The sequence below is a fragment of the Azospirillum sp. A1-3 genome, assembly GCF_023806445.1.
Classification (GTDB): domain Bacteria; phylum Pseudomonadota; class Alphaproteobacteria; order Azospirillales; family Azospirillaceae; genus Azospirillum.
Window position 1 is genome coordinate 510,447 of record NZ_JAMSLU010000002.1, and the last position, 22,533, is coordinate 532,979.

The following is a 22,533-nucleotide window of genomic DNA, read 5'->3' on the forward strand; positions in this document are numbered from 1 at the left end:
GCGAGGTGCGATCCCCCGTTCAGGGTGCGGCGCCGACGTGCCGGTCGTAGTCTTCGGCGCTGAGGAACCCCAACGCGATGCAGGCGTCCCTTGGTGTCACGTCGTCGCGCAGTGCTTTGGCGGTGATCTCCACCACCTTGTCGTATCCCAGGACCGGGTTGAGGGCTGTGGCACGCAGTAGCGCATTGTCCACATTGCCCTTCAGCCGCCGCCGGTCGACATCGATGCCTTGGATCATCCGCTGTGCGAAGACCTGCGCAGCGTCGGCGATGAGCCGGATCGATTGCAGAAGGTTGTAGAGCAGGACCGGCTTGGCGACGTTGAGTTCGAAATTCCCCGAGGCGGCGGCGGCGGAGATCGTGGCGTGATTGCCGATGACCTGGAAGGCCACCTGGACCACGACCTCGGCGATCGTGGGATTGCGCTTGCCGGGCATAATCGACGAGGTGAGACCATCGTCCGGAAGGATCAGTTCGCCCAGACCGCAGCGAGGACCCGAGCCGAGGAAGCGGATGTCGGTGGCGATCTTGATCAGCGATGCGGCGATGACGTTGAGTGCACCGCTGACCTCCAGCAGAGCGTCATGAGCGGCCATGCCCTCGAACTTGCTGGGATTGGGGGTGAAGTCCAGCCCGCTCAGCCGGCTCGCCTCCTCGCAAAACGCGACGTCGAAGCCGACCGGTGCGTTGAGGCCCGACCCGACCGCCGTGCCCCCCTGCGGCAGGGAGCGCAGACGCGGTCCGGTCGCCTCCAGCCGGTCGATGCCGTGCCCGATTTGACGGGCAAAGGCATCGAACGCCTGTCCCATGGTCATCGGCACCGCGTCCATCAGATGGGTCCGGCCGATCTTCACAACCCCGGCGAACGCCGCGGCCCTGTCCTCCAAGGCAGCCTTCAGCACCGCCAGCGCCGGCCGCAGCTGGTCCCGCACTGCAAGGGCGGTGGCAATGTGCATCACGGCGGGGAAACTGTCGTTGGACGACTGGGATCGGTTGACATGGTCGTTGGGATGCACCGGCGCCCTGGTGCCCAACGGTTGGCCGAGCATCTCGTTGGCGCGGTTGGCGATCACCTCATTGGCGTTCATGTTGGTCTGGGTGCCGGAGCCGGTCTGCCAGACGGGCAGGGGAAAGTGGCCGTCGAACAGGCCGGCACGAAGCTCGCCGGCCGCCGCCTCGATCACCTCGGCCACATCCGGGGGAAGAGCGCCCAGCCGTCGGTTGGCGCGTGCAGCCGCGATCTTCTGCAGGCCGAAGGCATGGATCACACCGGCCGGAAGGCGCTCGTCGCCGACCTTGAATACACCGAGTGCACGCTGGGTTTGAGCGCCCCAGTACCGCTCCGCCGGAATCTCGATCGGGCCGAACGCGTCCTGCTCGGTCCGTGTCTGCAGTGGATTGTTCATCGACATGGTGACCTCTCAGATCAAGCCATCGGAGGCGGAGAGTTCGGTCTGTGCATGCTCACCGCAACCTGGAAGCCGTGATTGTCCCGAAGGCGCGGCTTTCCGGTGGTTCCTTGCACATCGGTGCCGAGTGGTGGATCACGATGCTGCGGGCTTGTCGGCCGACGCCTCCAGGGCACGATCAATCATCGCCCCTGATAGGCCGAGGTAGTTGCCGGGATCGCACCGGAGTCTGATCATCTCGGCACCTCCCAATGCCCCGACGATCTCCGGAACGGCGACAAGGACGTCGGCGAGGCCCGAGCCACGGTCGATCGCGACACGACAGGCGTCGTAGACGATGTCGTGGGCCCGCTGGCGTCCGAGTTGCGGCGCTGCCGCCATCATCACCGCCTCGGCGACGATCAGGCCATGGCTCAGATGCAGGTTGTGCCGCATCCGATCCTCGTGCACGACCAGCCCGCCCAGCATGAACTTGGCGTTCGCCAAGGAGGCGGCGGTCAACAGGAAGCTTTCCGGCAGTGCCAGCCATTCCAGGTGCCACGGCCCGGTCGCCCGTTCGAAGTCGTGGATCATACCGTCCAGCATCGCGGCCACCTGTTGGCGCACCGCCTTGGCGGCGGCGAGCATCAGTTCGCTTGCGACCGGGTTGCGTTTCTGCGGCATGGTCGAGGAGGCGCCACGGCCGGGAACGAAGGGTTCGGAGACCTCGCCGAACTCCGTCGCCGACATCATCATGATATTGGTCGCGATCTTGCCCAGCGTGCCGGTGATCAGACCGAGCAGGGCCACGACCTCGGCGAACCCGTCGCGGGCGACATGCCACGTGATCGTCGGCTGGCTCAGCCCGAGCTCCTCGCAAAACAGACGCTGCATATCCAGCCCGCCGTCGCCGATCGAAGCGAGCGTACCGGCTGCACCGGAAAGCTGACCCACCAGCACGCGCGGCGACACCTGCTCCAGTCGCTCGATATGACGCTCGACGGAAGAATGCCAGACGGCCAGCTTGTAGCCGAAGGTGATCGGCAACGCCTGCTGCAGATGGGTTCTGCCCGCCATCGGCGTGTCGCGGTATTTGATTGCCTTGGCTGCAAGGATCGTCCGCAATTCGCCCAGGTCGCGGCGCAGGATGCCGAGAGCGGCCCTGATTTGGAGCACGCTTGCGGTGTCCATGATGTCCTGGGTGGTCGCTCCCCAATGGACATATCGTCCGGCCTCGCCAGCCGCCTCGGCCAACTGATGGACGAGGGGCAGGATTGGGTAGCCGACATTCTCCGTCTCGCGACGCAGCCGGTCATGATCGATCTGGATGGTATCGGCAGCATGGCCGATCGCCTGGGCCGCCTCCCCCGGAATGAGTCCGCAGCGGCTTTGCGCACGGGCAAGTGCGGACTCGACGTCCAGGTATCGGTGGATCAGCGCGTCGTCGCTGAAGATCGCCCTCATTTCGCTGGTGCCGAACATGTCGCGAAACAGAATGGAGTCGAAGACCGTGGTGCCCACGGTGCCCTCCCGATGTTGCTGCGAGACGTCATGGCGGCCCGGCGCGTCTTCCGCCGGGGCCTGCCCGTGGTCCTACCGGACGCTGATGAACTTGGTCTTTTGATAGGGCGCGAGGATTTCGATGCCTCCTTCGGTCCCGTACCCGCTCTCCTTCCAGCCGCCAAGCGGCACTTCCGGCGGGTGGGTCACCACATCGTTGATGCCGATTGTGCCGAATTGCAGCCGGTCCTTCAGCCGCTGCTGCCGGGTGGCGTCGTTGGTGAAGACGTAGGCCGACAGCCCGAACTCAAGCCCGTTCGCCTGTTCGAGCATGGCCTCCTCATCAGTAAAGGGAAGGATGGGGACCACTGGGCCGAAGGGTTCGGTTCGGAGGATTTCAGCGCCGTTGGGAACTTCGGTCAGGACGGTCGGTGCGTAGAAGAATCCGCGGTCGCCCAGCCTCTCGCCGCCGGCGGCCACGGTCGCGCCGTGCCCGCGGGCATCCTCCACGAGGTGGGAGATGGCCTGCACGCGCCGTTCGTTGGCGAGCGGCCCCATCTGCGTCCGCGGATCCAGCCCGTCGCCGACGCGCCAAGCCTTGGCATGCTCCACGAAGCGGGCAGTAAAGCGCTCGCAGATATTCTCCTCGACGAAGAAGCGGGTGGGCGACAGGCAGATCTGGCCGGAATTGGTGAGCTTCGCCTTGACCAGGAAATCCGCGGCCTTCTCCGGATCGACGTCGCCGCAGATGATGGTCGGGGCGTGCCCGCCCAGCTCCATGGTGACCGGCTTCATCGCCTTGCCGGCGGCGGCGGCCAGCATTTTGCCGACCGGGATCGATCCGGTGAAGGTGATCTTCGCCACGGCCGGCGCCGGGATCAGATAGGAGGAAACGTCCTCCGGCTGGCCGAACACCACGGCAATGGCGGCCGGCGGCAGGCCGGCCTCCAGCAAGGCCTTCGCCAGCGCCAGCACCGAAGCCGGCGTCTCCTCCGATGGTTTGCAGATGATCGAACAGCCGGCACCCAGCGCGCCGGCGAACTTCTTCGCCGCCAGCGCCATCGGGAAATTCCACGGCGTGAAGGCGGCGACGACGCCGACCGGATGCGTCTCCACCTCGATCCGATGACCGGCATCGCGTCCCCGCATGGTGCGGCCGGCGATACGCCGAGCTTGCTCTCCACCCCATTCGAGGAACTCCGCGGAGCGGATCACCTCGACCCGCGCCTCGGCCAGCGGCTTGCCCTGCTCCAGCGTGATGCTGCGGGCGATGCGGTCGGCATCGGCGCGCAGCCGGTCGGCGGCGTCCTTGAGAACGGCGCCGCGCTGCCAGGGCGACACCGCCTGCCATTCGCGAAGGCCACGGCTTGCCGCATCCAGCGCCTCGTCGAGGTCGGCGGTGGAGGCGTGCGCCACCCTGCCGATGCTGTCGCCGGTCGCCGGATTGAGCACGTCCTCGCCGGCGCCCTTCGCGCCTTCGCGCCAGACGCCGTCGATCACCAGGGGAAATTCAATTGTCATGGGTTTGCCTTAAAGGGGGTTCGCTTCGCCGGGGCGGCAGACAAATCGGCTCTGCATCGGCTTCGCTTGCGTTTGCCGCGAAATGGCCGCATATGCGGAGGGTGCGACGCTGCCCGCCCGGGTGGAAGAAAATATCTTCTATAGGAGACGGGTTAGCATGACAGGGATCGACTTGGCAAGCGGCATCTCGCCGGATTGTCGGTATGCCCCACATTGGGACCGCGAGACAGATGGACAGCGCTCAGCAAACTTCGCCCGCTCCGGATGACAATGACGAGCCGGACGACCTCAGCCGGCAGTTCGGCGACCGCGTCCGCGAACTGCGCAAGCGGGGCAACCTGACGCTGGAGGAGCTTTCCCGTCAGTCCGGCGTCAGCCGGGCGATGCTGTCCAAGGTGGAGCGCGGCGAGAAAAGCCCGACCATCGGGGTCGCCAAGCGGATTTGCCGGGCGCTGAACACCTCGCTGTCCTTCCTGACCGGGGGCGAGGAGGATCGCCGGGCGGTCGCCGTCGTTCGCAAGGACCAGCGTCACGTCTTCCGGGACCGCGACACCGGGTTCGAGCGCCACCTGCTGTCGCCGCCGATCGCCGGAAGCACGGTAGAATTGTTGCTGCACCTGCTTCCCGCCGGCGCCTCCACCGGCAACATGCCCTCATATCCGAGCGGGACTGAGAAGTATGTGGTCGTGGCGGAGGGTGAACTGGTCGTCGTGATCGGAGGAGCGGATCACAGTCTGAAGCAGGGCGATTCGCTGTTCTTCGAAGCGAACGTCGACCACTCCTTCGAGAACCGCTCCAAGGCAGCTTGCAGCTACTACCTCGTCATCGCCCGGCGGGACCGGGCCGCGTAGGCGGAGCCGGCGGCTCCGCACACTTCCTTCCAATTTCAGGCTTCCAATTCCAGGAAATTCCCCAACTCGGGCCTGCTTCGTGGGCACCGGGCGGGCAGGCGCGCGCCGGCCGCTTCGCTCACCTCCCCAACAATTTCTCTTCCAAAGGATAATTTTTCTGCTATGAGAGATAAACTGCAGTTTGGAAGAGAGGATCACTGTGGACCCACGTTCCAAAGAGATCATGGATCTCGGCCTCTACATCGATGGGCGCAGCCGCCCGTCGGCGAACGGCCAATTCTTCGATAGTAGCGACCCCTTCACTGGGCAGGTCTGGTCGCGGGTCCCTGCCGCAACGGCCGAGGATGTGGACGAAGCCGTCCGCGCCGCCCACCGCGCCTTCACCAGCGGTCCCTGGGCGGAGATGACGCCGACACAACGCGGCCGGCTGCTCTACCGGCTGGGCGACCTCGTCGAGGCGAACGCCGACCGGCTGGGTGAGCTGGAGGTCCGCGACAACGGGAAGCTGCTTCCCGAGATGCTAGGCCAAATGCGCTATCTCCCGGAATGGTTCCGCTATTATGGCGGACTTGCCGATAAAATCGAGGGCGCCGTGACGCCGGTCGAACGGCCTGGGATCATGCACCACATCCGGTACGAGCCGATCGGCGTCGTCGCCGCGATTGTCCCGTGGAACTCCCCGCTGGTGCTGACCGTTTGGAAGCTGGCTCCGGCGCTCGCCGCCGGCAACACGATGGTGGTCAAGCCGTCGGAATACTCCTCGGCCTCGATGATCCATCTCGCCAGCCTGTTCGAGGAGGCGGGGTTCCCGCCCGGCGTGCTCAACGTCGTCACCGGCGTCGGCAGCGAAGTGGGGGAGGCGCTGGCCAACCACCCGCTGGTCGAGCGGATCGCCTTCACCGGCGGCGAAGGGGGTGGGCGGGCGGTCTACCAGGCGGCGGCCAAATCCTTCAAGCGGGTGTCGCTGGAACTGGGCGGCAAATCGGCCAACATCGTGTTCGACGACGCCGATCTCGACGATGCCGTGAAGGGGGCCGTCGCCGGCATCTTTGCCGCGGCCGGACAGACCTGCATGGCCGGTTCGCGCCTGCTGGTCCAGGACAGCATCCACGACGCCTTCGTGGACCGGCTGGTCTCCTTCGTCTCGCAGGCGAAGCTGGGCGACCCGTTGCTGCCCGACACCGACATCGGTCCGATCGCCACGCCGCCACAGTTCCGCAAGATCCTCGACTATATCGAGATCGCCAAGGGCGAGGGGGCGACCTGCGTGCTGGGCGGTGCGCCGGCGGAAGGGCCGGGCCTCGGCAACGGCCTCTTCGTCAAACCGACCATCTTCACCAACGTCCACAACGGCATGCGGATCGCGCAGGAGGAGGTGTTCGGGCCGATCCTGTCGGTCATCCGTTTCCGCACCGACGACGAGGCGGTGCAGATCGCCAACGATACGCCCTATGGCCTCGCCGCAGGCGTGTGGACCCAGAGCCTCGACCGGGCGATCAACCTGCCGCCGCGGCTGCGGGCAGGCACGGTATGGGTCAACGCCTACCGGGTCGTCAGCTATCTGGCACCGTTCGGCGGTTTCAAGAATTCCGGCATCGGGCGCGAGAACGGCAAGGACGCCATCCTCGACTATCTCGAAGCCAAGAGCGTCTTCATCAATACCCGGCGCGGCGTGCCGTCGCCGTTCGTAATGCGGCTGCCCGGCACCGAGTCCTCCGGCGGCTGACTGCCGCGCGGCATTCCACCCGGTCCGCCGGTTCCACAATCAGAAAAATTGAACAGGGAGGCATGACCATGCTCGGCCCACGGACGCGCTCGTCCGAATTTCTCATCCCCGTCGACCGGTAGAAGCGGAGGTTTCGCGATGGATGCATCAGAAGCGATCGCCGCTCCCTTGGCCTCCACCAAGCCGGTCGGCGCACAGATCCGCACCGTCACCGCCGCGGCACTCGGGACGGTCTTCGAATGGTACGAGTTCACGCTCTACGCCGCGATGGCCGGGGTTCTGGCCGGCAAGTTCTTCAGCGGGCTGGATCCCTCGATCGGCTTCCTCTTCGCCCTGCTGACCTTTGGGATCGGCTTCATCGTCCGGCCGGTCGGCGCCCTCGTTTTCGGCCGACTGGGCGACCGGATCGGGCGTAAGCGCACCTTCATGATCACCATCATGATCATGGGCTTGGCAACCTTCGCCGTCGGTCTTCTGCCGTCCTATGAGACCGCCGGGATCGTCGCACCCATCCTGCTGATCACGCTGCGCATTCTGCAAGGGCTGGCGCTGGGCGGGGAATATGGCGGCGCCGTCATCTACGTGACCGAGCACGTCGCCAGGAACCGCCGCGGTCTCAATACGTCGTTCATCCAGATGACCGGAACGCTGGGCTTTCTGATGGCGCTGCTGTCGATCCAACTGGTGCAGGCGGTGGTAACGCAGGCGGTGTTCGATGCCTGGGCGTGGCGGATTCCCTTCCTGATCTCAATCGTCCTGCTTGCCGTGTCGATCAAGGTCCGGCTGCAGATGCACGAATCCCCGGTCTTCAAGAAGATGGCCGAGGAGAAGCGCCTGTCCACCAGCCCGGTGCGCGAGACCTTCGGCAGTTGGGAGAACGTCAAGCTGATGGCGATCGCGCTGATCGGCATCGGCGGCGGCATGTCGGTGGTCTATTACAACGCCGTGCTCTATCCCCTGTTCTTCCTCAGCCGGACGCTGAGCGTGCCGATGCCGGTCGCCAACCTGATGACCACCGTCGCTGCCCTATGCTCCATCCCGATGATCTGGTTCGCCGGCTGGCTGTCCGACCGGGTGGGGCGCAAGCCGGTGATGCTGGCCGGTTTCCTGCTGGGGGCGGTGGTGACCTTTCCGGTCTTCCATCAGATCGCCGAACTGGCGAACCCGGCGCTGGCGGAGACCCAGGCGAAGACCGCGGTCACCATCCGGACCGACGGGGCCGGCTGTTCCTTCATGTTCAATCCGCTGGGCAACCGCAGCTTCACCGCCCCGTGCGACGTGGCGCGGCAGGTCCTGTCCGGCTCCTCCGTCAATTACGAGCGTACGGACCGTTCAGGTTCGGCGGCGACCGAGGTGCAGGTCGGCGACCGGGTGATCACCGTCAACGGTGCTGCCGGCTTCGATCAGGCGCAGTTTACGCGGGACCTGAAGGATGCCCTGAAGCAGGCGGGTTTCGGCGTTCCCGGCAATCCGGACGCGGCGGCGCAGGTCAAGATCGTCGGGTTGCTGCTGGTGCTGCTGCTGGCGATGGCGCTCGGCTATTCGCCGGTCGGCGTCGCCATGGCGGAGATGTTTCCGGCGCGCATCCGCTACACGGCGATGTCCTTTCCCTATCATTTCTCCAGCGGCTGGATCGGCGGGTTGCTGCCGACCTTCGCCTTCGCCATCGCGGTGGCGAAGGGCAACATTTTCGCCGGCCTCTGGTACACGGTTGGCTGGCTGATCGTCGGCATCGTCATCACCGGACTCTTCTATCGCGAAAGCAGGACCGATCCGGACTGAGGAGGCTTGCCATTGCGGGCTTCTTCTGCAGAATTTTCTACTATAAAAGAACGTTTCTCAAAAATCGACCAGACTCTGGGGAGGAACCTTCCATGGGATTGGAGGCGCGTGGCGTCACCATCCGTTTCGGCGGCGTGGTCGCCGTAAACGGATTTGATCTCGATGTCCGGCAGGGGGAGATCGTCGCCCTGATCGGACCAAACGGCGCCGGAAAGACAACCTTCATCAATTGCGTTTCCGGCGCCTATGTCCCGCAGTCCGGTCGGGTGACGTGGAGGGGCGGGGATATCCTTGGGCTGACGCCCAACGCGCTCGGTCAGTGCGGCGTCAGCCGGACCTTCCAGAATGTCGCCTCGCTGCATGATCTGACGGTTCTCGACATCGTCCGGCTGGGCCGTTCGCTCGGACGGGGCAGGGCGAACCGACGCCCCCTCGGCCTGTTCACCACCAGGGATCCGCTGGCCGAGGAATTGACCGAGACGTTGCTGGAGCCTCTGGGTCTGGCGGACGCGCGGCACCGGCCGATCCAGATGCTTTCCTACGGGCATCGCAAGGCGGTCGATCTGGCACGGGCCATCGCGGCAGAGCCGGAGCTGCTTCTGCTCGACGAGCCGGTCGCCGGCCTTTCGTCACGCGAAGCGCATGAGTTGGCGGACGTCATCCGTGGCGTGCGGGAGCGCCATGGATGCACCATCCTTATGGTCGAGCACAAGATGGACGTCGTCAACCGGACCTGCGACCGCATCGTCGTCATGGCTGCCGGATCGCGCATCTTCGACGGTTCGTCCGACGAGGTGCAGGTCGATCCCGAAGTCCGCCGCGTCTATTTGGGTGAACCATGACCTACATCCTGCAACTGATCACCGCCGGCTTGGCGGTCGGTAGCGTCTATGCCCTGATCGCGATCGGGATCGTGCTGATCTACAAATGCTCCGGCGTAGTCAACTTTGCGCAGGGCGCCTTCGTCATGATGGGGGCGTACCTGACCTTCGCCGGCTCCAGGCTGGGCCTTCCGCCAGCCCTGGCGGTTCCGCTCGCGCTGGTGCTGATGGCGGGGATCGGAGTGCTTGCCGAACGGGTCGTCCTGCGGCCGATGCTGAAGGCGCCGGTCGTCGCCGTCATGATGGTGACGCTCGGCATGCTGATCATGATCAGGGCATCCTGCCTTGCCGTCTGGGGGCCCGATCCGCTGGCCTTTCCCCGGATCTTCCCCGACGGCGCGCTGGAGGTGTTCGGCGTCTTCATCACCTACAACTATCTGACGGCAGGGGTTCTTTCGATCCTGCTCAGTCTCGGCTTCCTAGGTTTCTACCGCTTCACCCCGGTCGGCCTGATGCAGCGGTGCGCGGCCGACAATCCGCGGGCGGCCCTGGCCATCGGCATTCACACCAGCAACCAGGTTTCGCTGGCCTGGGCGTTGTCGGCGGGGCTGGCCGGGGGGGGCGGAACGCTGCTGGCGACGCTCAACGGGCTGTCGCTGGGGCTGGCCGACATCGGGCTGATCGCCTTTCCCGTCATCGTGCTGGGCGGGCTGACCAGCCTGGGCGGCGCGCTGGTCGCCGGCCTTCTGCTGGGCCTGCTGCAATCCTTCACCGACGGCCTACTGTCCCCGATGATCGAGGATTTGCTGCGCGCCCACACCACGATCTATTCGGTCGGCGCCCTGCAGCAGGTCGTTCCCTACACCCTTCTGGTCGCGGTGTTGCTCCTGCGCCCGCAGGGGATCTTCGGCCGGAAAGGCTCCGAAAGGCTGTAAGCAATGAAACGCGCGCATTTCATCGTCGGGGTGGCGGTTGCCGCCGCCGTTCTCGCGGTCATGCCCTTTCTCGACCGTTATGTCGCCTATCTCGTCACCATCGTGGCGATCAGCAGCATCGGTGCGCTCGGGCTCAACCTGTTGACGGGGCTGTGCGGGCAGATCAGCTTCGCCCAGGCCGGGCTGATGGGGATCGGCGCTTACACCGCGGGCAATCTCTGCAACGCCGGTCTGGGCCTGCTCGCAATTCCGCTGGGCGGTCTGGCCGCCGCGACCGCCAGCATAGTGATCGGACTGCCGGCTCTGCGTCTGCGCGGCCTCTATTTCGCCATCGCGACGCTCGCCGCCCAGTTCATCCTCGAATATCTGTTCAAGATCCTGGAGCCGCTGACCCATGGGATCTCCGGCCTGCTGATCCGGCCGCCGACGGTCTTCGGGTTCGCCATTCAGGACGACCGGGCCAACGCCGCTCTGGCGGTGGCGCTGCTGGTCCTGGTCTGGAGCGGCATCGGCGCCCTGCGCGCCACCAATCTCGGCCGCGCCTTCCTGGTGGTGCGCGAGAACGAGATCGTCGCCCGTGGCATGGGCATCGACGTCGCCCGCACCAAGTTCTGGGCCTTCCTGCTGTCCGGCTTCATAGCCGGGATCGCCGGTGCTATGTCCGGCATCGCGTCCCGGCTCGCCAATCCCGAAGCCTTTTCCTTCGCGCTGTCGGTCGATTACGTGGCGATGATCATCGTCGGCGGACAAGGGACGCTGACCGGGCCGCTGCTGGGGGCAGCCTTCGTTACGCTTCTGCCGGAAGTGATTCAGCGCGTCGGCGAACTCTTCAACATGCCCTCGATCCTGTCGGCGCTGCGCGAGTTCGCCTTTGGGATGCTGATCATCCTGTTCCTGATCTTTGAACCGCTCGGTCTGATGGCCGTCCTCCGCAAGCTTCGCCTGCGGCTGGGCGCGTCGAAGCCGGGCGGCAAATCGCCGGCCGCGACGACCGAAGCGGTCTGACGGCCAAATCCACTACGGCCGAACCCGCCAAAACAAAAGACGATGAGGAGGAAACCATGTCTATCATCAGGGCTCTGAAGGTGTCGGTACTGGCCGGCACCCTGTTTGCGGCCGGTGTATTTGCGCCTGGCATCGGCAAAACCGCAGTCGCCGCCCAGGACGTCTCGGTGTGCCTGTGGGGGACCATCACCGGACCCGACGCCATCCTGAACGGGATGAGCTACGGCGCCCGCGATTATTTCGAATATCTCAACCAGTTCAAGGGCGGCCTCGCCGGGCAGAAGGTCAGGCCCCTGCTGCTGGACGGGCGCTACAAGCTCGATGAGGAGCTGAAGAGCTACCGGCGCTGCGTCGATCAGGAACAGGCGGTTTTCGTCAGCGGCTGGTCCACCGGTGCGGTCAAGGCGCTGCGCGACCAGATCGAGCAGGACCAGATCCCCTTCATGGCGCAGAGCCATTCCAGCGAGGTGCTCGACCCGGTCAAGCTGCCCTACATCTTCATCCCCGGACCGACCTACGAGCAGCAGATGGTCATCGCGCTGCGCGCCCTGAAGCTGCAGGGCGGCAAGACGGTTGCGGTGATGCACCCGGACAACGAGTACGGCCGTGGCCCGGTCAACGTCGTGCGTCAGTCCGGCCTGATCGAGAAGACCGGACTGAAGCTGGTCGATACCATCGAATTCCCCTTTGACACCCAGGACCTGACGGCCCAGATGCTGCGGCTGAAGAGCCGCAATCCCGATATGGTCTATGTCCAGGCCAGCACGCCGCAGTTGCTCGTCATCCTTCGTGATGCCGCCAAGGTCGGGCTGCCGGCGAAGCTCTTCATCGGCAACATGTACAACATCAGCGCCGCGATCCCGGAACAATTGGGCAAGGGAGCGGAAGGATTCCGCACGATCCAGATCTATGCCGACTTCGGTGCCGACATTCCGGCAATGAAGGAGATCGACACCTTCCGGGCAAAGAACGAGATCGCCAAGCAGGACGTCTATTACATGAAGGGCTGGTTCCAGGGCATCGTCATGGCCAAGGCCATCGAGAATGCCATTGCAAAGAATGGCGGCAAGGTGCCCGACGACATCCGGTCCTTCCGTAAGGCCGTCCGCGACGAGATGGCCGGCCTGCACGGCCTGGATGTCGGCGGGATCGTCCCGGAAGCGAACTACGACACCCATCAGGGCACGACATTGGCGCGCATCGCCGAAATCCGCGACGGAAAATACGTCCCGGTCAGCGACTGGATCGATGCGCGCTAAGCGGGCTCGCACCGATGCAGGAAAGGCTGCCGAGATGCTTGCGGTAAAAGATGTATTCGCGGTGTACGACGGGGCCATCACCGCGCTGGAACAGGTCAGCCTGTCCATCGCTCCCGGTTGTCTCGTCGCCCTGCTGGGTCCGAACGGGGCTGGCAAGACCACGCTTTTGAAGGCGATCGTCGGCATGTTGCCGTTCGAGCGGGGTGAGCTCATCACGGGCGACATCCTGTTCGAGGGCTCCTCGGTCCGGGGCTGCCATCCGGCCTTGGTGTCCCGGCGCGGCATCGCCCTGGTCCAGGATGGCCGGCAGTGCTTCCGGGAGCTTTCGATCGCGGAGAACCTGCGCGCCGCCTCGCTGGTCAGCCGCCAGGGGGCGACCGACCGGTTCGAGATGGTGCTGCACTATTTCCCCTTCCTGAAGGAGATGCTCGACCGGCCGGCGGGCGTCCTGTCAGGGGGGCAACTGCAGATGCTGGTCATCGGCATGGCAATCATGAGCAAGCCCAAGCTGCTGATGCTGGACGAGCCGAGTTTGGGCCTGTCGCCGGTCATGGTCCAAAGCGTCTTCGACGTGGTGGAACGGCTGCACCGCGAGGCCGGCCTGACGGTGATCGTCGCGGAGCAGACGGTGCCGCGGCTGCTGAAACTCGCCACCGACGTCTATGTCGTCTCGCGCGGCCGGATCGTGATGCACGCCCCGCCGTCCGAAATGACCGAGGAGCGGCTTCAGCGCGTCTACCTCAACTGACCCGCCCTCAATCGACCCGTCATCGGCATCGCCCCGACCTTGGGCGGGTCCCATCGTCCTCCATCCAACGAACCTGTATCTGGAGATCATCATGCGTCTGCAAGGAAAGATTGCCCTCGTGACCGGCGCGGCGTCCGGCTTCGGAACCGGCATCGCCCGGACCTTCGCCCGCGAAGGGGCCAAAATCGTCCTGATGGACCTCAACGGCGATGGCGCAAAGTCCGTCGCGGCCTCGATCGGGAGCGCGGCGACGGCGGTCCAGGGCGATGTCACCTCCGCCCAGGACATCGCCCGCGCGGTTCAGGCGGCGGTCGAGTTCGGCGGCAAGCTCGACATCGTCGTCAACAACGCCGGTTGGACCCACCGGAACAAGCCTCTGCTCGAAGTCACTGGCGAGGAATTCGACCGTGTCTTCAACGTCAATGTGCGCTCGGTCTTCCTGATGACCCAGGCAGCCGTCCCGGTGATGAAGGAGCAGGGCGGCGGCGTAATCCTCAACATCGGATCAACCGCGGGCATCCGGCCGCGCCCGGGCCTGACCTGGTACAACGGCTCCAAGGGAGCGGTCAACCTGCTGTCACGATCCATGGCGGCGGAACTGGCGCCCGACCGCATCCGCGTTAATTGCGTCGCCCCGGTGATCGGCGCCACCAATATGCTCGAACCGCTCATGGGCGTTCCGGATACGCCGGAGAACCGGGCAAAGTTCCTCGCCACCATTCCGCTGGGCCGTCTCTCGCGGCCGGAGGATATCGCCAACGCTTGCCTCTATCTGGCGTCGGACGAAGCCGAGTTCATCACCGGCGTCGTCCTGGAGGTGGATGGCGGTAGAACCATCTGACCGTTACCGGTCGAAGCTCCGCGGAAGCCGCGCTGACGAATGTATTGCAGAATATGGCATTCAGGCGGCTTCCGCTCTGTTACTCTGGTCAATGCACGACTTTGAGGTCGCTAATCGTGGTGCGCATCGCCTTGCCACGCGTCGCTCCCTCCAGGCCGACTTGTTTCATCCGTCAGGCTATCATGCAGCGCGCCACGTCGCTATCAGGGAGTAGGCGCTTGCGTCATGACAAGTGCGGCGTGGTGTCCATCGATCACCCATAATCAAAAGAACCGCGGCGGAACTGGCTTTCTGAGCGGTCGTGACGAGGCGGGCGGATGGGGGGTAGAATCCTAGCCCCCCAACCAACTTTTCGATCACCTAGCAACTACGTTTAGGCCGGTTGGGTGCTCCAGTAAGCACGGTGCTTTCGTGCTGAGCAGGTCTTGCTGGTTGGCGGCATTTACTGAACCCACCCACTTTCAGGCTCATAACCTAAAGGTCGTCGGTTCAAATCCTGCCTCGCAACCAAAGATGCTTGCGATCCCGAATCGCAGATAAGCCCGGTCTCCCCACGGAGGCTGGGTCTCGTCGTGTTCGCGGCGAAACTCAGCATTGCTGCCAGATCGCCGCGCAGCATGATTGCCATACCCTTGCCGTCCGGCTGCAGCGTGATCTGATTGTTAATGAGCCACAAGCGGCCCCCCTGTCAGGATTGGCGTAAGGTTATGTAAATTAGGGAACTTTTTTCCGATATGAGGTCTCAATCGGCGCCGATTGGGACCCCGTCATAGGAGAGATTTTGTCAGCTGTTTCAAAGAGTTGATCTGCTCAGCATGGGGTTCCGCTTGGATGCTGGTTCATAGTCTGCGCCGCATTTCACCAAACGACGCATTGATTGAATTGCCCGCCTTGACAGGTAATTTATAAGTTATAAGATCGCTGCATCGGATGGTCTGTTGCGGCGCGATGCCGCCGGCCTTCCGGGTTCCACACAATTTCCGGGATCCAAGTGAGGAGGGTCGGATGATGACGAGACGGGCAGGGCGCCTTGGCGCGCCCATTCTGTTCGCCATGCTGATTGCGTCCGGGTCGTCGCAAGCGCGCGACCTGACCGTCGTGGGCTTCGGCGGATCGTTGCAGGATGCGATGCGCACCGCCTATTTCGAGCCCTTTGCCAAACGGTCGGGTGCGCCGCTGATCGAGGAATCCTATACCGGCGGCATCGCCAAGCTGAAGGCGATGAACCAGTCGCGGACGGTCACCTGGGACGTCCTGCAAATGGACGAAAACGAGATGACGCTGGCCTGCGACGAGGGGCTGCTCGAACCCTTCGACTGGAAAAGCCAGCCCGGCGCCGCCGACATCCTCCCGCAGGTCAAGGCGCCCTGCGGCGTCGGCGCCTTCGTCTGGTCGAAGGTGCTGGCCTTCGATCCGGCCAAGACCCCCGGTGTGAGGTCCTGGGCCGATTTCTGGGATCTCAAGCGATGGCCGGGCGAGCGCGGCTTGCGCAAGCAGGCGCGCATGACGCTGGAGATCGCTCTGCTGGCCGATGGCGTCGCTCCGGACAAGCTCTATGAGACGCTGGGCACAAAGGCCGGGGTGGACCGCGCCTTCGCCAAGCTGGACCAGATCAAGCCGCACATCCGCTGGTGGGTCAGCGGCGCGCAGCCGGTCGAATGGCTCGCCGCCGGCAACGTCGTCATGACCTCCGCCTACAACGGGCGGGTCGCCGCCGCCAACAAGGATGGGCGTAACTTCACCATGCTGTGGACGCAGCAGCTCTATTCCGCCGACTACTGGACGATCCCCAAGGACACCGACAAGCTGGTGGCGGCTAGGGACCTTGTCGCCTACATGACCAGCCCGGACGCGCAGAAGCGCTTTGCCGAGACGATCCCCTACGGCGTCACCAACGGCCGCGCCTCCGCCCTGATCGACCCGAAAATCCAGCCGGACCTGCCGACCGCCCCACAGAACATGGCGGGCGCGCTGATGATCGACACACCCTTCTGGGTGAACAACGAAGACGAATTACAGCAGCGCTTCGAGCGCTGGGTCGCCCAGTAGATCCGGGTTCACCGGACCGGGTGCAGGGCGGACCAGGTGAACAGCCCGCCGCAAACAATTCCCTGAACAGGTGAGAGTCATGATGCTTTACGCGACGCGCATCGTCGGATGCGCGCTGGTGGCCGGACTTTTGTCCGTGCCGGCCCTGGGGCAATCTCCCGTACAAACCCAGCAACTTACCGTCGTGGGCGCCGGCGGCGTGTTGCAGGACGCCGAACGCGCGGTGTTCTTCCGCCCCTTCGCCGATGCCGGCAAGGTACAGCTGACCGAGGATTCCTATTCCGGCCAGATGGCGAAAGTCCGCGCCATGGTCGATACCGGCAGCGTCAGCTGGGACGTGTTGCAGGTCGAACAGAACAGCCTGCTGAGCGGCTGCGAGGAGGGTCTGTTCGAGAAGATCGACTGGACAGCCATCGGCGACCGCAAGGATTTCATCGAAGAGGCCTACAGCGAGTGCGGTGTCGGCGCCTTCGTCTGGTCGATGGTGATGACCTACGACCGCTCCCGCATCGCCGACGGCCCGAAGAGCTGGGCCGATTTCTGGAACGTGCAGCGCTGGCCGGGCAAGCGCGGCCTGCGCCAGACCGCCAAGATGACGCTGGAGATCGCCCTGTTGGCCGATGGCGTGCCCCGCGGCGAGGTTTACAAGCTGCTGGCGACGCCGGCCGGGGTGGACCGCGCTTTCGCATCACTCGACAGGCTCAAGCCCAACATCCTGTGGTGGACCTCCGGCGCGGAACCAATCGAGCGGCTAGCGTCGGGCGATGTGGTCATGTCCGCCGCCTTCAATGGACGGGTAACGGCAGCCAACCAGAGCGGGCGGACCTTCGCGCTCGCCTGGAACGGGCAGGTGCTGGGCGTCGATTACTGGGCGATCCCGAAGGGGGCGAAGAACCGCGCCACGGCGGAGCGCTTTATCGCCTTCGCCAGCCGGCCGGAGGTGCAGTCCCGCTTTCCCAGCCACATCGCCTATGGCGTGACCAACCGCAAGGCTAACCTCGGCATCGACCCGGCGCTAGCTGCCGACCTGCCGACGAACCCTGCGAATTTCCAGCTGGCGGTCCCGCTCGACACCGCTTTCTGGGCCGACCATGGCGAGGCGCTGGAAGCCCGCTTCGCCAACTGGCGCTCCCGATGACCAGCGGGACGGAGCGATGACGCGTATGGCAAGCACCACTGAAACTCTGGACGGGACTCCGGCGCTGGCGCCGCCGTCCCTGTCATCGCGCGCGAAGGCCCGGATGGTCTCGGCGCTGCTGATCGCACCGCTGGTCCTGTTCCTCACCCTGGTCTTCGTGCTGCCGCTGGGCGGCATGCTGTTCCACGCGGTGGAGAATGGCGAGGTGGGCGGGGCGCTGCCCGGCGCCGCTGCGGAAATGCGCGGCTGGACCGGCGAGGGCCTACCGCCCGAGAGCGCCTATGCGGCACTGGCCCGCGACCTCAAGGCCGCCTATGGCGAGCCCCGCCTGGGCGAGGCGAGCCGGCGCCTGAATTACGAGCGCGCCGGCTACCGCGCGCTGCTGGCCAAGACCGCGCGCGCCGTCCGGGCTATCGACCGGCCGCAGGCGGGCTGGACGGCGGAGCTGACTGCCATCGACACGCGGTGGGGCGAGCCTGCCACCTGGGCGGCGCTGCGCCGGGCCAGCCCGCCGCTGACGCCCTATTATCTGCTGACGGCGCTCGACCTGCGGATGGACGACGGCGGATCCATCGTGAGGGCTCCGGCGGAAGAGCGCATCTACATCGACACGCTGGGCCGAACCTTGTGGATCGGCTTCGTCACCACGCTTCTATGCCTTGTGTTGGGCTTCCCGCTCGCCCATGCGCTGGTCAGCCTGCCGCGGGGCTTCGCGTCGGTCCTGATGGTCTGCGTGCTGCTGCCCTTCTGGACCTCGCTTCTGGTGCGGACCAGCGCCTGGATCGTGGTGTTGCAGAAGGAGGGCGTGCTGAACGGGCTGCTCACCCGGCTCGGCATCGTCGATGCGCCGCTGGAGCTGGTGTTCAACCGCTTCGGCCTCTATGTCGCGATGGTGCATATCCTGCTGCCCTTCATGATTCTGCCGATCCTCAGCGTGATGAAGGGCATTTCGCCCTCCTACATGCGGGCCTCGGCCTCGCTGGGCGCCCATCCGGCGGTCGGCTTCCTCAAGGTCTATCTGCCGATGACGCTGCCGGGCGTCGGGGCGGGCTGCCTGATGACCTTCATCATCGGCGTCGGCTACTACATCACGCCCAGCCTGGTCGGCGGCGCCCGCGACCAGATGACCAGCTATTTCATCGCCTACTATGCGAACACCACAATCAACTGGGGCCTGTCGTCGGCGTTGGGGGGGATCCTGCTCCTCTGCATCATGCTGCTTTACGCGACGGTCGGACGCCTGATCGGCGTCGGTCGCATCGCCGGCATCCAGTGAGGTCCCCGCTCCAAAGAGCAATCACGAGAGGCCGAACCATGTCCAGTCCGACCCGTGTTCTCCACTATGCCTTCTACTGCGCGATGATGGTCTTCCTGGTGGGGCCGATTCTGGCGGTCATCCCGATTTCCTTCAGCTCCGCCGGTTTCCTGTCCTACCCGATCCCCGGCCTGTCGCTGCAATGGTACGACAAGGTGCTGGCGGCCTCCGGCCCCTGGTTGCCGGCGTTGAGCAACAGCCTGATCGTCGGCGTCGGCGCCATGGCGCTCGCCACGTTGCTGGGCACGCTGGCGGCGCTGGGGCTGGCGCGCAACGACCTGCCGGGACGCTCCTTCCTGCTCGGTCTGCTGATCGCGCCGATGGTGGTGCCAGTGGTGATCAGCGGCGTCGCCATGTATTTCCTGTTCGCGCGGATCGGCCTGACCGCCTCTTATTTGGGATTGATCCTGGCGCATGCGGTGCTGGGCGCCCCCTTTGTCGTCATCACGGTGACGGCGACGCTGCGCAACTTCGATATCACACTGGTGCGGGCGGCCTACAGCCTGGGCGCCTCGCCGGTGCGCGCCTTCTTCACGGTGACGCTGCCGCTGATCCTGCCGGGCGTGCTGTCCGGCGGCCTGTTCGCCTTCATCTTTTCCTTTGACGAGGTGGTGGTGGCGCTGTTCATCGGCGGGCCGGAGCAGCGGACCCTGCCGCGCCAGATGTTCGACGGCATCCGCGACACCATCGACCCGTCCATCCTGGCGATGTCGACCCTGCTGGTCGGCGTCACCGTCGTCTTCATGGTTCTCCTGACCCGGCTGGGGCGGGGGACCGGTTCAAAGCCTGGGAGCAACGCATGATCATCGTGACCGGCGGCACGCACGGCATCGGCCGTGCCTGTGTGGAGCGCCTGACCGGCGAGGGGCGGAGCGTCCTCTTCATCGGCCGGGACGAGACGGCCGGCGCCGACCTCGCCGGCCGCTGTCCGGGGGCCGTCTTCCAGCAGGGCGATGTCGCCTCGCCCGACGACTGCGCCCTTGCGGTCGAACGCGCGATGGAGCTTGGCGGCGGCCGCATCGACGGGCTGGTCAACAATGCCGGCATGTCGCGCCGCGTTGCCTTCGCCGAGGCGCTGGTGGAGGATTGGGATTTGGTGATGGCGGTGAACGCCCGCAGCGCCTTCCTGTTCACCCGCCTCGCCCTGCCGGGGCTGCGGGCGGCGGGCGGGGCGGTGGTCAATGTCGCCTCCGTCGCCGGCAAGATCGGCGAGGAGGGGCTGGCGATCTACTGCGCGTCGAAGGCGGCGGTGATCGGCATGACCCAGGCGCTGGCGCTGGAATTCGGCGACGAGGTCCGCTTCAACGCCGTCTGCCCCGGTCAGATCGACACCCGCATGATGCAGGGCATCAAAACCCAGGAGACCAAGCGCCGCCGCCTGGAGCAGCGTATCCCTGCCGGCCGCTTCGGCGCGCCGGAGGAGGTCGCCGACGCGGTCGCTTGGCTGCTGTCGGAGCGGTCGAGCTACGTCAACGGCACCGTCCTGACCATCGACGGCGGCGAGACCGCCGGCATGCGGACGCCCCGCGGTCTGGACGAAGACTGAATAAAGGCTGTTCCCCGGCGCCGGTTAGGCCGGCGTCAGGGACTGGCCGACCTTTTTCAGATAGGGGATCAGGCTCTCGCCGCCGCGGACGATGTCGCGTTCAATGGCGGCCCGCGCGGCGGGGCCGTCTTGGGCGCGGAGTGCGGCGATCAGGGCCAGATGCTCGTCGGCACCGGCATAATCGTCGTGTTCGACATCGTTGTAGAACACGTTCAGGATCGGTCCCATCGACACCCACAGGCTTTCGATCTGGCCGATCAGCATCTCCAATCCAGACAGCCGGTAGACGGTGAAATGGAAGTCGCGGTTGTGCTGCAACGCCGCCGCGACATCGCGTGCGCGCTCCGCCGCGTCGAACCGGGCGTGCGCCTCGGTCAGCCGCGCAATGTCCTCCGCCGTGGCATAGGCGGCGCCGATCTCCGCTGCCAGACCTTCCAGCGCGATGCGGATGGTGCGGATTTCCAGATAGCGAGACAGGCTGAGCCCCGGCACGCAGACGAAGCGGCCCGACCTCAGCTCCAGCCCCTGTTCGCTGACCAGCCGCAGACAGGCTTCGCGCACCGGCGTGATGCTGGTGCCCAGCTCGTCCGCCAGATCCTGCATGACCAGCCGCTGGCCCGGCTTGAAGCTCCCCGCGATCAGCGCTTCGCGCACCGCCACATAGGACCGTGCCGACAGGTTTCCCGGTTCGATCGGCTGCATTCGCACGACATCATCTCCTCACACACGGACGAACGGCAGGGGGCGCCGCCTCCTGCCGTCCTATAAGCTATAACACGGAAAGTCAGGCGCCGACCCGCATTGCCAGATGCAGCGCATGCAGCGTTTCGGCGATGGCGTCCAGCGTGCGGTCGATCAGCGCCTCGTCATGGGTGGTCGACAGGTAGAGGCGCTTCAGCGGCAGGGGCTGGAAGATGAACCGCTGCTCCACCAGACGCCGGCGGAAGGCGAGGTCGGCGGCGTTGTCGTTGCGCAGCAGATCCTCGTAGCGCTGGAAGGTGCCCCGGAAGAAATAGAGCAGCCACACCGAACCGTAGCCGGCCGGCTGCGCCGGGATCCCCAACCGCTCCACGATGGCGGACAGGCCGTTTCGCATGCGGTCGCCGAGCGCGAACAGCCGCTCGTAGGTGCCCGGCCGCTCCAGTTCGCCGATGGTCGCCAGCAGGGCCGCCAGCGACGGCGGCGTGCCGTTGAAGGTGCCGCCCATGAAGACCGCCCCCTCGCCGGTCCGTGCCAGCCGCTCCATCAGATCGGCGCGGCCGGCCAGAATGCCGACCGGATGGCCGGAGGCCACCGCCTTGCCGAAGGTGGCGAGGTCGGGCGTCACCCCGGCAATGGACTGGTAGCCGCCCAGCGCGTGGCGGAAGCCGGTGATGACCTCGTCGAAGATCAGCACGGTGCCATGGTCGGCGGTCAGCCGGCGCAGGTCGCGCAGGAAGGCGTCATGGGCGATCACCGAGCCCATATTGTGGGCGATCGGCTCGACGATCACCGCGGCGACCTCGCCTGGATGGGCGGTTAGGTAATCCTCGAACGCCTGGGCGTCGTTGTAGGGCAGCACCACGGTGTGCCGCGCGGCGTCGAGCAGGATGCCGTCGCACACCGGATCGTACCGTCCGATGCGGTCGGCGGGCGATTGCACGTTCATGGCGACATAGTCGTGCCAGCCGTGATAACCGCCCTGGAACTTGATGACGGTGCGTCGCCCGGTGGCGGCGCGGGCCAGCCGCAGGGCATGGTAGGTCGCCTCCGACCCGCTGCTGCAGAAGGCCACCCGGTCGGCGCAGGGGATCAGGCGGACCAGCGTTTCCGCCGCCTCGATCTCCAGGTCCAGCGCCGCGGCGCCGATCAGGTCGATGCGCTCGGACACCGCGGTCACGCGGTCGCGCACGGCGTCGGCGCAGTGGCCCAGCATGTTGGCGCCGAAGCCGCAGTGATAGTCGACATGCTCGTTGCCGTCGGCATCGTACAGGTACGGCCCGGAGGCGCGCACGAAGACATAGGGGTGGGCCAGCTGGCGGCTCGGGCTGAGCAGCCCGCCAGGCATGACGGCCCGCGCCCGCGCGGTCAGCGCGGCGTTGTCGGTCTTGCTGGGCATGGTCGGTCCTT

Annotated in this window: 19 protein-coding genes; 14 read left to right on the plus strand and 5 right to left on the minus strand. The window is 65.6% G+C overall.

From position 1 onward, the window contains the following. Window positions 1-19 precede the first annotated feature (19 nt). From M5E06_RS15765 to M5E06_RS15775, 3 genes are all read right to left on the minus strand, one after another. The gene (locus M5E06_RS15765; protein WP_252138964.1) at window positions 20-1,411 is read right to left on the minus strand and encodes a class II fumarate hydratase; all 1,392 of its coding nucleotides are present in this window, start codon (window positions 1,409-1,411) and stop codon (window positions 20-22) included. A gap of 132 nt (window positions 1,412-1,543) precedes the next feature. Next, window positions 1,544-2,908: a class-II fumarase/aspartase family protein gene (locus tag M5E06_RS15770; protein ID WP_252138965.1), complete on the minus strand. Its 1,365-nt coding sequence runs from the start codon at window positions 2,906-2,908 to the stop codon at window positions 1,544-1,546. A 72-nt stretch (window positions 2,909-2,980) separates the two neighbouring features. Further along, complete coding sequence (locus M5E06_RS15775) at window positions 2,981-4,408, minus strand: NAD-dependent succinate-semialdehyde dehydrogenase (RefSeq protein WP_252138966.1); 1,428 nt, start codon at window positions 4,406-4,408, stop codon at window positions 2,981-2,983. A gap of 230 nt (window positions 4,409-4,638) precedes the next feature. Here M5E06_RS15775 and M5E06_RS15780 point away from each other — a divergent pair, with 230 nt between their 5' ends. The 14 genes from M5E06_RS15780 to M5E06_RS15845 all read left to right on the plus strand — a co-directional run bounded on the left by M5E06_RS15780 (window position 4,639) and on the right by M5E06_RS15845 (window position 20,424). Beyond that, complete coding sequence (locus tag M5E06_RS15780; RefSeq protein ID WP_252138967.1) at window positions 4,639-5,259, plus strand: helix-turn-helix domain-containing protein; 621 nt, start codon at window positions 4,639-4,641, stop codon at window positions 5,257-5,259. A gap of 223 nt (window positions 5,260-5,482) precedes the next feature. Next, window positions 5,483-6,985, plus strand: coding sequence for an aldehyde dehydrogenase (locus tag M5E06_RS15785; protein WP_252138968.1), 1,503 nt, complete (start codon window positions 5,483-5,485; stop codon window positions 6,983-6,985). Window positions 6,986-7,123: 138 nt separating this feature from the next. Next, window positions 7,124-8,767, plus strand: a complete 1,644-nt coding sequence (locus M5E06_RS15790) for an MFS transporter (protein WP_252138969.1) — start codon at window positions 7,124-7,126, stop codon at window positions 8,765-8,767. A 92-nt stretch (window positions 8,768-8,859) separates the two neighbouring features. Further along, complete coding sequence (locus tag M5E06_RS15795; protein ID WP_252138970.1) at window positions 8,860-9,609, plus strand: ABC transporter ATP-binding protein; 750 nt, start codon at window positions 8,860-8,862, stop codon at window positions 9,607-9,609. Next, on the plus strand, window positions 9,606-10,523 hold the full coding sequence (locus M5E06_RS15800; protein WP_252138971.1) for a branched-chain amino acid ABC transporter permease: 918 nt from the start codon (window positions 9,606-9,608) through the stop codon (window positions 10,521-10,523). Before M5E06_RS15795 ends, M5E06_RS15800 begins: the two co-directional genes overlap by 4 nt. A 3-nt stretch (window positions 10,524-10,526) precedes the next feature. After that, window positions 10,527-11,528 carry a branched-chain amino acid ABC transporter permease gene (locus tag M5E06_RS15805; protein ID WP_252138972.1) on the plus strand — a complete coding sequence of 334 codons (1,002 nt, stop codon included), beginning with the start codon at window positions 10,527-10,529 and terminating at the stop codon, window positions 11,526-11,528. A gap of 56 nt (window positions 11,529-11,584) precedes the next feature. After that, window positions 11,585-12,787, plus strand: coding sequence for an ABC transporter substrate-binding protein (locus M5E06_RS15810; RefSeq protein WP_252138973.1), 1,203 nt, complete (start codon window positions 11,585-11,587; stop codon window positions 12,785-12,787). A gap of 34 nt (window positions 12,788-12,821) precedes the next feature. Then, entirely contained in the window at window positions 12,822-13,535 is a 714-nt protein-coding gene (locus M5E06_RS15815; RefSeq protein ID WP_252138974.1) for an ABC transporter ATP-binding protein, read from the plus strand. A 91-nt stretch (window positions 13,536-13,626) separates the two neighbouring features. Beyond that, entirely contained in the window at window positions 13,627-14,376 is a 750-nt protein-coding gene (locus tag M5E06_RS15820) for an SDR family oxidoreductase (RefSeq protein ID WP_252138975.1), read from the plus strand. A gap of 1,005 nt (window positions 14,377-15,381) precedes the next feature. Continuing rightward, window positions 15,382-16,425: a polyamine ABC transporter substrate-binding protein gene (locus M5E06_RS15825; protein ID WP_252138976.1), complete on the plus strand. Its 1,044-nt coding sequence runs from the start codon at window positions 15,382-15,384 to the stop codon at window positions 16,423-16,425. 79 nt (window positions 16,426-16,504) lie between these two features. Further along, window positions 16,505-17,563, plus strand: a complete 1,059-nt coding sequence (locus M5E06_RS15830) for an ABC transporter substrate-binding protein (protein ID WP_252138977.1) — start codon at window positions 16,505-16,507, stop codon at window positions 17,561-17,563. Between the two features lie 25 nt (window positions 17,564-17,588). Continuing rightward, window positions 17,589-18,839, plus strand: a complete 1,251-nt coding sequence (locus M5E06_RS15835) for an ABC transporter permease (RefSeq protein WP_252138978.1) — start codon at window positions 17,589-17,591, stop codon at window positions 18,837-18,839. A 38-nt stretch (window positions 18,840-18,877) separates the two neighbouring features. Next, complete coding sequence (locus tag M5E06_RS15840) at window positions 18,878-19,681, plus strand: ABC transporter permease (RefSeq protein ID WP_252138979.1); 804 nt, start codon at window positions 18,878-18,880, stop codon at window positions 19,679-19,681. Then, complete coding sequence (locus M5E06_RS15845; protein ID WP_252138980.1) at window positions 19,678-20,424, plus strand: SDR family NAD(P)-dependent oxidoreductase; 747 nt, start codon at window positions 19,678-19,680, stop codon at window positions 20,422-20,424. The genes M5E06_RS15840 and M5E06_RS15845 overlap by 4 nt, the downstream gene beginning before the upstream one ends. Window positions 20,425-20,448: 24 nt before the next feature. On the opposite strand, the gene M5E06_RS15850 is transcribed toward M5E06_RS15845, so the two are convergent. Further along, window positions 20,449-21,126 (minus strand): GntR family transcriptional regulator, encoded by a 678-nt coding sequence (locus M5E06_RS15850; RefSeq protein ID WP_286208854.1) that lies wholly within the window; start codon window positions 21,124-21,126, stop codon window positions 20,449-20,451. An 82-nt stretch (window positions 21,127-21,208) separates the two neighbouring features. Next, complete coding sequence (locus tag M5E06_RS15860) at window positions 21,209-22,522, minus strand: aspartate aminotransferase family protein (RefSeq protein ID WP_252138981.1); 1,314 nt, start codon at window positions 22,520-22,522, stop codon at window positions 21,209-21,211. Between the last annotated feature and the right edge of the window lie 11 nt (window positions 22,523-22,533).

What these genes read in the sequence shown, in the direction of transcription:
- M5E06_RS15780 (WP_252138967.1), top strand. Translation starts at nt 4,639, where the DNA reads ATGGACAGCGCTCAGCAAACTTCGCCCGCTCCGGATGACAATGACGAG.
- M5E06_RS15790 (WP_252138969.1), top strand. Translation starts at nt 7,124, where the DNA reads ATGGATGCATCAGAAGCGATCGCCGCTCCCTTGGCCTCCACCAAGCCG.
- M5E06_RS15850 (WP_286208854.1), bottom strand. Translation starts at nt 21,126, where the DNA reads ATGCAGCCGATCGAACCGGGAAACCTGTCGGCACGGTCCTATGTGGCG.
- M5E06_RS15830 (WP_252138977.1), top strand. Translation starts at nt 16,505, where the DNA reads ATGATGCTTTACGCGACGCGCATCGTCGGATGCGCGCTGGTGGCCGGA.
- M5E06_RS15835 (WP_252138978.1), top strand. Translation starts at nt 17,589, where the DNA reads ATGGCAAGCACCACTGAAACTCTGGACGGGACTCCGGCGCTGGCGCCG.
- M5E06_RS15840 (WP_252138979.1), top strand. Translation starts at nt 18,878, where the DNA reads ATGTCCAGTCCGACCCGTGTTCTCCACTATGCCTTCTACTGCGCGATG.
- M5E06_RS15800 (WP_252138971.1), top strand. Translation starts at nt 9,606, where the DNA reads ATGACCTACATCCTGCAACTGATCACCGCCGGCTTGGCGGTCGGTAGC.
- M5E06_RS15825 (WP_252138976.1), top strand. Translation starts at nt 15,382, where the DNA reads ATGATGACGAGACGGGCAGGGCGCCTTGGCGCGCCCATTCTGTTCGCC.
- M5E06_RS15845 (WP_252138980.1), top strand. Translation starts at nt 19,678, where the DNA reads ATGATCATCGTGACCGGCGGCACGCACGGCATCGGCCGTGCCTGTGTG.
- M5E06_RS15805 (WP_252138972.1), top strand. Translation starts at nt 10,527, where the DNA reads ATGAAACGCGCGCATTTCATCGTCGGGGTGGCGGTTGCCGCCGCCGTT.
- M5E06_RS15795 (WP_252138970.1), top strand. Translation starts at nt 8,860, where the DNA reads ATGGGATTGGAGGCGCGTGGCGTCACCATCCGTTTCGGCGGCGTGGTC.
- M5E06_RS15765 (WP_252138964.1), bottom strand. Translation starts at nt 1,411, where the DNA reads ATGTCGATGAACAATCCACTGCAGACACGGACCGAGCAGGACGCGTTC.
- M5E06_RS15860 (WP_252138981.1), bottom strand. Translation starts at nt 22,522, where the DNA reads ATGCCCAGCAAGACCGACAACGCCGCGCTGACCGCGCGGGCGCGGGCC.
- M5E06_RS15815 (WP_252138974.1), top strand. Translation starts at nt 12,822, where the DNA reads ATGCTTGCGGTAAAAGATGTATTCGCGGTGTACGACGGGGCCATCACC.
- M5E06_RS15820 (WP_252138975.1), top strand. Translation starts at nt 13,627, where the DNA reads ATGCGTCTGCAAGGAAAGATTGCCCTCGTGACCGGCGCGGCGTCCGGC.
- M5E06_RS15785 (WP_252138968.1), top strand. Translation starts at nt 5,483, where the DNA reads ATGGATCTCGGCCTCTACATCGATGGGCGCAGCCGCCCGTCGGCGAAC.
- M5E06_RS15775 (WP_252138966.1), bottom strand. Translation starts at nt 4,408, where the DNA reads ATGACAATTGAATTTCCCCTGGTGATCGACGGCGTCTGGCGCGAAGGC.
- M5E06_RS15810 (WP_252138973.1), top strand. Translation starts at nt 11,585, where the DNA reads ATGTCTATCATCAGGGCTCTGAAGGTGTCGGTACTGGCCGGCACCCTG.